The 10,113-nt window shown below is 44.8% G+C and carries 8 protein-coding genes; 6 read left to right on the top strand and 2 right to left on the bottom strand.

Annotated features, from left to right (window positions below; genetic code table 11):
• Nucleotides 1-92 precede the first annotated feature (92 nt).
• Entirely contained in the window at nucleotides 93-656 is a 564-nt protein-coding gene (locus QZY95_RS00650) for a rhodanese-like domain-containing protein (RefSeq protein WP_290917947.1), read from the bottom strand.
• A gap of 120 nt (nucleotides 657-776) precedes the next feature.
• A complete protein-coding gene (locus QZY95_RS00645) occupies nucleotides 777-1,292 on the bottom strand; it encodes a hypothetical protein (protein WP_290917944.1) in 516 nt (171 codons plus the stop codon).
• Between the two features lie 370 nt (nucleotides 1,293-1,662).
• Between QZY95_RS00645 and ychF the strand changes: the two genes are divergently transcribed.
• The 6 genes from ychF to gcvH all read left to right on the top strand — a co-directional run bounded on the left by ychF (nucleotide 1,663) and on the right by gcvH (nucleotide 10,104).
• Entirely contained in the window at nucleotides 1,663-2,763 is a 1,101-nt protein-coding gene (gene ychF, locus QZY95_RS00640) for a redox-regulated ATPase YchF (protein ID WP_290917941.1), read from the top strand.
• 63 nt (nucleotides 2,764-2,826) lie between these two features.
• Entirely contained in the window at nucleotides 2,827-3,717 is an 891-nt protein-coding gene (locus QZY95_RS00635) for a transporter substrate-binding domain-containing protein (protein WP_290917938.1), read from the top strand.
• Nucleotides 3,717-7,193, top strand: a complete 3,477-nt coding sequence (locus QZY95_RS00630) for a PAS domain-containing hybrid sensor histidine kinase/response regulator (RefSeq protein WP_290917935.1) — start codon at nucleotides 3,717-3,719, stop codon at nucleotides 7,191-7,193. The genes QZY95_RS00635 and QZY95_RS00630 overlap by 1 nt, the downstream gene beginning before the upstream one ends.
• Nucleotides 7,194-7,330: 137 nt before the next feature.
• The gene (pgm, locus tag QZY95_RS00625; protein ID WP_290917932.1) at nucleotides 7,331-8,977 is read left to right on the top strand and encodes a phosphoglucomutase (alpha-D-glucose-1,6-bisphosphate-dependent); all 1,647 of its coding nucleotides are present in this window, start codon (nucleotides 7,331-7,333) and stop codon (nucleotides 8,975-8,977) included.
• A 149-nt stretch (nucleotides 8,978-9,126) separates the two neighbouring features.
• Entirely contained in the window at nucleotides 9,127-9,531 is a 405-nt protein-coding gene (locus tag QZY95_RS00620) for a response regulator (RefSeq protein ID WP_290917929.1), read from the top strand.
• 189 nt (nucleotides 9,532-9,720) lie between these two features.
• A complete protein-coding gene (gene gcvH, locus QZY95_RS00615; protein ID WP_290917927.1) occupies nucleotides 9,721-10,104 on the top strand; it encodes a glycine cleavage system protein GcvH in 384 nt (127 codons plus the stop codon).
• The last annotated feature ends 9 nt before the right edge of the window (nucleotides 10,105-10,113 follow it).

Raw genomic sequence — 10,113 nt, 5'->3', positions numbered from 1 at the left:
TAAGACTCCACCTTTCCTCGCCTATCGCCAGTCGAGAGGGGCTCCCTCTCGCGGGGTGGAGGGGCAGCGCCCCCCTCGCCGAAGGCAAAAAATCAGGATGTTTTCGAAGCAGCCCCACAGCTTGCACTTGTGCACAAGGGAGACTTATTCCATGGCATCAAGAGTAATAATCGTGCCATACCGCAGCTTCCGGTAATTCCGGCAAAGATCATAGCAGCCCCAAAAAATCCTACCAGAAGCACAAACTTTGGTGACACTACATAGGTTAAGAACAAAGTAACCAGCAGCAATGTTCCAACAGCAATTAACACTTGGCGATCCAAAGGAATCCGCTTTGCGCCTTCTTTTGTCGGCAACCCTTTATCACTCCATGCAACAATTCCACCATCAAGTACTGCTGCATCTATCTCACCTGCTACGGCTTCAGCAGCCTGCATTGCCCGTGCACCGGAACGGCAGACAAAAACAACTTTCTTATCCTTGCCAATGGTTTCCTTAATCCTTTCTGCAGAAACTAAATCAAATGGCATAATGACAGAATAAGGAATCTCCTGCTCTAAGATTTCTGTAGGAGTCCGAACATCCAATAAAACGGCTTTATCTTCTTGGAGCAACTGTGAAGTCGAGGTTGCATCCATTTTTTGTACTGTAGTCATATATATTCTCCTTAAATAAAAAAGGCTTTATTAGGAATAATACCTAATAAAGCCTTTATGTCAATAAGGAGTCAGTTTCAAAATTTACGAATAGTAGCCTCTAACTACATGGTTGAGAGTCTACCCCGCGCTGGCTGCAGCAGCCTTTTGTCCCTTTGCTTTTTGATTCATCAACTCTTGAAGTTGAGCATTTAGGACAGAAAGCTCTTGGTTTTTTGCACCAAGTAAAACCTGCTTCATTTCATCTGGCATTTTAGAACTGCTAATTTTTTGAATAGATTGCTCTACGAGTTTAATCTTCTTTTTTAGCTTCTCAATCAATTTGTCTACATCAACACCACTGCCTGAACCCTCTGCATCTCGGGCTTTGGAAGATTTTTTCTTAGCTTTTCCTTCCTTGACAGAGCCATCATCCGCCTTACTGGCGTCCTGTTTTTCCGAAGCAGAAACGGCTTCTTTTGACAAAGCACGCCCTTCTTCAGAAATTGTTACAGTATCGCCCTTCAGCTGCGTTGCACTATCTGCTTCGCCAGTCGTAGTTCGATCTCTTAGCTCTTGAGCTAACTGTGTTTTTCTAAGTTTTTCCCAGTCGTTCGACTCAAGAGAATTTACGGACAAAGACATAGCCTCTCCCAATATATAAGCTGATGATAAAAGTAGTTACGTTAATAGTAATATCGAACAATCTAAGCGTTGCTTTAGAAATTTTAGACATTTCTTTATCAAAACTTAAGATTAACGACCCATCATCTATCGCTTTATTCATACCTGTAACAGGTTGCTATCAGCCTTTTTAACTACTGTAATAGAGCTGATAGAGACACAGGGCATGTGTTGGATTAATCCCACTGAGAAGCTGAGCTTTAGATCTTTTTTTTGAACAATTCTGATGCATCTGTTCCCTCAAAAATCATGTTTCAAGGGAGAAAGAATTTGTGTTTCAGGCTAAAAAGAATTATAGCCGCGCGGAGCCAAAGATTTAGAAATTATTTTGGAGAAAAAAGTTATGGCACTGAGCATCGGTATCGTTGGGCTTCCCAACGTGGGTAAGTCTACCCTTTTCAACGCCCTCACAAAGGCGCAGAACGCAGAATCTGCGAACTATCCTTTTTGTACTATTGAACCCAACAAAGCGACTGTTCCTGTGCCGGACAAGCGCATCGACGTTCTTACAGAAATTGCAAATCCACAGCGCACATTACATGCGACTGTAGATTTTATTGATATTGCAGGTCTTGTCCGTGGCGCAAGTCAGGGCGAAGGTCTTGGCAACCAGTTCCTTGGTAACATTCGTGAAGCAGCTGCAATTTTGCAGGTTGTACGTTGTTTTGACGACGAAAATATTACGCACGTTGACGGCACTGTTAACCCGGTTCGTGATATCGAAACCATTGAAACTGAATTGCTGCTTGCAGACGTTCAGTCTGTTGAAAAGCGTCATGACAAACTGCTTCGTTCCACACGTGGTAACAAAGCAATGGTGCCTGTTGTAAACGGCATTAAAGAGCTTCTTGACCACCTCAACGAAGGCAATCCGGCATCTACATTTGCAAAACGTGACAGCGATGTTCTGGCAGAACAGCTTAAAGAACTTTCTCTGCTCACAGATAAGAAAATTATCTACTGCGCAAACGTTGATGAAGACGGCCTTGCCGAAGACAACGAGCACGTAAACACCCTGCGTGAATTTGCTGAAGGTCGCGGCTGCGAACTGGTAAAAATTTGCGCTAAGGTTGAAGAAGAACTTCAGGGTCTGGAAGATGAAGAAGCTCTTGAGCTTCTCCAGTCTTACGGCATTGAAGAAAGTGGTCTTGTTCAGGTTATCCAGACAAGCTTCCGCACTCTCGGTCTCATCTGTTACTTCACCGTAGGTGTGAAAGAAGTACGCGCATGGACTATCGTTGACGGATACACCGCTCCACAGGCAGCCGGCGTTATCCACACAGACTTTGAACGCGGATTTATTCGCGCAGAAGTTATCGCATATGATGCTTTTGTAGAAAACAAAACCGAGGCAGCATGCCGCGCTATTGGCGCGTTACGTTCCGAGGGTAAAGAATATATCGTTAAAGACGGGGATGTTGTTCACTTCCTCTTTAATGTATAGTACATAGTTCCCAAGCTCACAGGGTCACCCTGCACTTACAGGGTGACCAGCTTGGAGGAACTAGTGAAAATATTCCGTGCAGGATTTATTACAGCTGTATTCTGCGTTTTATCTTTATTTTTCTTTTGCACAACTGGCTACAGCGTTACTCTTGCAGAAATCCGCGCCCGCGGAGAACTGCACCACCTAGGGGTTCCTTATGCCCGTTTTGCAAATAATAATGCAGACGGGTTAGACTGCATGCTTATGCGGCGCTTCGCAGACCACCTCGGTGTCCGCTACAAATTCATCCCGACCACATGGGATGACGCTATTCCTGACCTCATCGGCATTCGCCCTTCATTTCCCGAAAGAGAAAAACCTGTCACTCCAGTCCGTGGCGATCTGCTCGCAAACGGCTTAAGCATCATTCCTGAACGACAGCGTTACGTCATTTTCTCTAAACCAACCTTCACAGCACAAGTTTGGCTGCTGGCTAAGCCTGAAGCCGACATTACTCCCATCAAACCTTCTGGATACGTAAAAAAAGATATTGAAAAAACCCTTGAACGGCTAAAAGGAAAAACCGTTTACGGAATTCAAGACCTTTGTATTGATGTCCACCTGTTCCCGGACTTAGTTCGTGCAGCAGGAAGCGCAAAAAACGCAACGCTAGAAGAAATCCCGCAGCCTGTTTCTTTCCTAAAATCTTCTTATTCAATATTTCTCATGGAATCTCCCAGCGCTTTAATGGCATTAGGAATTTGGCCCTACTCTTTTAAGATAGTCGGTCCAGTCGCAAAGCAACAAAATATGGGCGTTGCCTTTTCCCCTGAATCTACTGAACTTAAAGACGAATTCAACCGGTTCTTTGTAGCACTGTGGAAAAGCGGTGAATACCAGAAGCTTGTTAACTGCTACTACCCAAGCTCCTTCCATCACTTCAAAAATTTCTTCATGAAGAGTTCGCCATAATGATTAAAACGCTTGAACAACTTTTTTCGGGAAAAAAAACGTTCAATATCATTCTGCTGCTATGCGCTATTATCGTACTCGCATTTCTCTTACTCGGCGTTTTGCTGCACAGATCGCAACATTCACTGCAACAAATAAAACAGCAACAATTTGTTAACGACTCGCAAAAAGTTTCAAGTGCGTTTAAAGGCTACTTTGCCGAACGAAACAGAGATTTGAGAACGCTTGCCAGTGCTCAGGCTTTTTCCAGCTATTTCCACAACAAGGCACTGGGCATTTCTCTGGACTACGGAATGCGGGCTATCATTTCTGATATTGAGCTGGTGCTTGAACGCTTCATTATGGAATATAAAGTTCAAGGTGAGTATATTTTCTCAGAAGTTAATTTTGTAGACTATAAATACCACATGCATATCCGCGCCAAAGGTAATGGAAAAAACGGCACCCCCATCTCAATCGATACCATTACTGAAAAACTCCCATTATCTCCCAGCGCTCCTCTCTCGCTACAGCAGCACGACCACAAAAAAGAACTTCGAATTGCTATTCCGTATTTCATCATGGGAAAACATGTAGGAGAACTTTCAGCAACACTCTCCTCTTCCGCTATAAATAAGTACCTGCTCCTACTTCAAAATTCAGAAAAATTTAATATCATCCTGTTGTATCAGGATATCCCGTTTACAGAAATTCTTACCAGCCCCCGATTAACATACGACCTTCAACAGCTTTCTGCCATTCCCCCAGAGTCTTCTCTTCAACTTAACCGCTCGGCTACAATTGACTCCATCCCTGTGCCCATGAAAGTTCGTTTAATGCCGATTTTCAACCGGCAGATTGTTGCTATTTCTTTTATTGAACTCGCGAACCTTAAACGAGGGCAATTCTCAGATAGTATTCTGCTTATCTTTTACGGTGTATTCCTTGCTGCTGCTTCCAGTATTGCTGTTGCCGCACACGTAATTATTAAAAACAACTCGCTGGCCAAAAGCCTTAAAGAAGCAGCAGACAGTAAAAGAGCAACCGCTAAACACCTTAACAAACTACAATCAGAAATTATTGTCCGACGTAATGCAGAAATCAGAGCCCTCAATGCCAGACAAAAGGCAGAACAACTGACGCATGTTGTCCCGAGTGCGGTATTCACCATCACTATGGACAGAAAAATTGACAGTTGGAACAAACGCGCTGAGGAACTCACCGGCTACAAAGCGGTTGAAATGATCGGGCGTACTTGTTCAGATATTTTTCTAGATACGTGTAAAGACGAATGTGCCCTCTATCAGCACACGCTTACAACAACATGCGGCAATCAGCACTCTTTGCGACAAAAGAATGGTGAGCTGCGAACCATCATTAAAAACACTGAACCGATGCTGGACGGTTTCGGCCAGATTATTGGCCTGATTGAGTGTTTCGAAGACATTACTGACCAGCAGAAAACACTGGCTGCACTCGCTAAAACAGAAGCAAACTATCGTGACATCATCCAGAATGCACAAGACGGTATCTTTCAAAGTAACCTTTCTGGCGAGATCCTCAACGCAAACCCAGCATTCCTGAATATCTTCGAGTTCTCATCCATCGAAGAAATGCGCATTTCATTCCGGGGATTCGAAAACCATTTCTATGTAAACAAAACCAGACGCGCTGAATTTGTAAACACAATGCTGAAGCAACGGTTTGTTTCCAACTTTGAATCAGAAATTCGTACTCGTAACGGTCGGAAAGTATGGATTATGGAAAGCGCCCGTTTGAGAACTGCGCCGGACGGCTCTATCCGTTTTGAAGGTTTTGTGCGGGACATCTCTCTCCAGAAAGAAGCGGAACAGAACCTTATTTCTGCAAAAGAAGCTGCTGAAGCAGCCAACGTTGCTAAAAACAACTTTCTTGCGAATATCAGTCACGAGCTTAGGACACCAATGAACGCTATTATCGGTATTTCTGAGCTCGGCCTACGCTCCGAAACAGATCCGGAGCGGAAACGAAATATGGAAGTGCTCTACAGAGCCTCCAGTTCGCTGTTGACCTTGCTTAATGACCTGCTTGATTTCTCAGCCATTGAGTCTGATGCGTTATCACTCAAATTTGCACCATTTTCTGTAACTGAAATAATGCACAACATTCGTGATTTAATGCGCGGTGAAGCGTTAAAACGAAATCTTGAGTTTGATGTTATTACGGATGAATCCATTCCACCGCTCATTACGGGAGACAAAGAGCGTGTAAAACAAATTATGGTAAACCTTATTTGGAACGCGTTTAAGTTTACCAATGAAGGCGGTGTAAAAATCCACGCAACAGCGTATCCGCTGGCATCTGCCCCAAGTCCGAAACATTTTGACAACACCAATGCTCATCAGCCTACAGAGAAAATAATGCTCGAATGTTCTGTTTCCGATACGGGCATAGGCATTCCGCCTGATAATCTGGAAGAAATTTTTGAAAGCTTCGCACAGCTACAATCATTCAACATAGCACCCCACGGCGGTGTCGGATTGGGACTGGCTATTTCGCAACGACTTGCGGCACGCATGGGCGGTACCATTTCTGTTGAAAGCGACGTCAACCAAGGGTCAACGTTTACCCTTGAAATCCCGTGTCAGGTTTCTGAAGAAAACGCGCAGGCCGCTCACATTGCCTTTGCAGCAACGCAAAACAATGTCGCGCCAATGCCGTCATTAAATGTTCTTGTAGCAGAAGATAATGAGTTCAGTCAGGAAGTTCTCACGCAGATGCTTAAAGAAGACGGACACACCGTCTACCTTGCTGAAAACGGTGAACAGGTTCTTGAAATGCTCTCACGCATCACTGTGGATATTATCCTTATGGATGTTCAAATGCCTGTTATGGACGGATTGGAAACCATTAAAAGAATCCGTGCCGGAACCGTACCGAAGCTGGACGTCACTATCCCTATTGTCACCATTAGTGCACACGACTCCATCACATCTAAAGATAACTTCCATGATGGAGAAGTTACTGAGTGGCTGCAAAAACCGATAACATTATACGCACTGCAACAAGTTCTCCGCTCCGTCTTTAACAACAAGAAAAAACTGCCGACGGCCAACAATGATTCAACGTTGCCAAACTCACCGGATTCTACTACTGCAACTATCATTAATTTTGAAACAATTTCAGAAATGGTTAACGGCAAACAGAATATCATTAACACAGTGCTTCGTACGTATTTGACGTCACTGCCAGCATCTCTTGAACTGCTGAAAAATGCTTTTGCAGAAAACAACACAGAAGAAATTGCACGCCTGACGCATACATTCAAAGCAACCATGGGATCTGTAGGCGCGATGCAGCTTGCCGAGCTGGCACAGAAAATGGAACAACATGCCCGCAATAACGCACTGCATAATGCGCAAGCCTTGCTTGGTAAATTTACTACACGTGCAGAGCAGTCCCTTGATGAAGTTGCAGAATACCTGAGTCAGCAGAATCCTGAACAACGAGTTTCATAAATAGATTCTGCGAGTTCTTTTTTTACCGATCAGCTTACAATCACAGGCGTCGGCAGTTATCCTTTCAGGTGAACAAACTGCCGTGATAGACTGTGCCCGAACGATTTTATACAAAGTAACATACAAGGAAGCATACGATGGCAATCAGTGAAAAAGCCGGAAAAAAGGCACTTCCATCCGATCTTATAAATGTTCAGAAGCTTATCACGGCATACTACACAATTATGCCTGATCCAGAAAACGCACAGCAGCGGGTGGCATTTGGCACGTCCGGTCACCGCGGCTCTTCTTTTAACGGCAGTTTCAACGAGCAGCACATTGCTGCTGTTACACAGGCTATTTGTGAATATCGCAAAAAAGAAGGCTACAACGGCCCGTTGTTTATGGGTAAAGATACTCATGCCCTTTCTGAACCTGCCCATCAGACAGCTCTTGAAGTACTTGCTGCAAACGGCGTAACAGTGATGATAGAACAGGACGATGCTTATGTTCCTACCCCTGTTATTTCTCACGCCATCCTTACATATAATCGCGACCACAACGATATTGCTGACGGCATTGTTGTTACGCCTTCGCACAACCCGCCGCAGGATGGTGGTTTTAAATACAACCCGCCAAACGGTGGCCCTGCTGATACCGGAACAACAAAATGGGTTGAAGACCGTGCGAACGAGCTTATCAAAAACGGCAACGTTGATGTAAAGCGTGTTTCCGGTGCTGAAGCGCTGGCAGCTTCTACAACCCGCCGCTACGACTTCCGTACCCCGTATGTAAATGATCTAGAAAACATTATTGATGTTGAGGCAATCAAGAAGGCGGGAGTCCGCATCGGTGTTGACCCTCTCGGTGGTGCCGGTGAATCCTACTGGGAGCCTATTGCAAAGCGTTACGGTTTAAACATTGAAGTCGTGAACAAGGAAATTGACCCGACATTCCGCTTCATGCCTATGGACAGAGACGGCATCATCCGTATGGACTGCTCTTCCCCGTGGGCGATGACAGATATGATCAAACTTCAGCCGCATTTTGATATTGCCTGCGGAAATGATCCGGATACTGACCGTCACGGCATTGTATGCAGCAAGGGTTTGATGAATCCAAACCATTACCTTGCAGCCGCAATCTCCTACCTGTTCGCACATCGTCCGCAGTGGAATAAAGATGCTGTTGTCGGCAAGACCCTTGTTTCCAGTCAAATGATTGATCTTGTTGTCGCATCATTAGGTAAAAAAGTTGCGGAAGTTCCTGTAGGCTTTAAATGGTTTGTACCGGGACTTATTGACGGCAGCTATGGTTTCGGCGGTGAAGAAAGTGCCGGAGCAAGCTTCCTGCGCAAAGACGGAACCGTATGGACAACAGATAAAGACGGCATCATCATGAACCTGCTTGCTGCCGAAATTCTTGCTGTAACAGGCAAAGACCCGCAGCAGCATTACGATGCGATGACTGAACAGTTCGGCACTCCAATCTACGAGCGTCTTCAGGCTCCTGCTTCTGCCGAGCAAAAAGCTGTGCTCAAAAAACTTTCACCGGAAATGGTTGCGTCCGACACGCTTGCAGGTGAGCCTATTCTTGCAAAACTTACTCAGGCTCCAGCCAACGGTGCTTCAATTGAAGGCTTAAAAGTGGTCACAAAATCCGGCTGGTTTGCAGCACGCCCTTCCGGAACTGAAGATATTTATAAAATTTATACAGAAAGTTTTAAAGGCAAAGAACACCTCGCACTCTTACAAAAAGAAGCGCAGGACATGGTTTCTGAAGCATTCAAGGCGGCTGGTGTATAGTCACTTCACCCTGTTTACCCTGTTTTGGACACCTTGCGTTCTGCGCCATGAACTGTAACTATGCATTTTGCCTCAGGTTATAATCCGTGGGCACTATGCAAAATGAGGGTGTAATGGTATAGCGATAGTCCAATATGGAGGTTTCCCAAATGAAGTTTCTAATTGTTGATGACGATTTCGACAGCCGCCGACTCGTACAAAAAATCCTTCATCCTTATGGGTATTCCGACCTCGCCGCTGACGGTGAAGAAGGCGTTGAAGCCTTCCGTCAGGCTTTGCAGGCTGGAGATCCCTATGATGTTGTTACACTCGATATTATGATGCCGAACATCGACGGGCAGGATGCTCTGCGCGAAATCCGCGATCTCGAAAAGGAACACGGGATTCCACCTGAACAGGGTGCGAAAGTGATCATGATATCCGGACTTGATGACAGCCAGGAAGTGCACGACGCATTTTTCTTAGGCAATGCAACAAGTTTCATTGTAAAACCCATCCGCAAACGCTCGCTCCTTGAGGAAATTCAAAGCCTCGGCGTCAAGCTGGAGGCTTGATAGAGCGCACAATCCATCAATTTTTGATAAAAAAATGGCCAGATCCTACATTTTATGTGATCTGGCCATTGTTTTTCCTTCAATTTAGACTTATGACGCTAGTATCTGTTAGACAAAAAATTACTCTGTCATAACGATAAAAACAAACCATATCTACACAACAACACAAACCTTTTCAGGAGGAATCCAATGGCTTACCCAGAAAACATTCTCTACAACAAAAGTCATGAATGGGCGAATATTGAAGGTGAAGAAGCTACTATCGGTATCACCAGCTTTGCTCAGGAACAGCTTGGCGACATCACTTTTGTTGAACTCCCTGAAGTGGGTGACACTCTTGAAGCCGGCGACGAAATGGGTTCCATCGAATCTGTTAAAGCTGCAAGCGAACTCTACATCCCTGTAGGCGGCGAAGTTATTGCTGTTAACGAAGCTCTTGAAGATACTCCGGAGAAAGTTAACGAAGAACCTTTTGAAGGTGGTTGGCTTATTAAAATTAAGCTTACTGATGAGCCTAAGGGTCTCCTTTCTGCAACTGAATACGCAGAACTGGTAGCTAGCGAAGCACACTAGTAAAAAAAG

The organism is Halodesulfovibrio sp. (assembly GCF_015482765.1).
In the GTDB taxonomy this organism is placed as follows: domain Bacteria; phylum Desulfobacterota; class Desulfovibrionia; order Desulfovibrionales; family Desulfovibrionaceae; genus Halodesulfovibrio.
The sequence above is the reverse complement of the archived record's forward strand: the minus strand, read 5'-3'. Positions and strand labels throughout refer to the sequence as shown.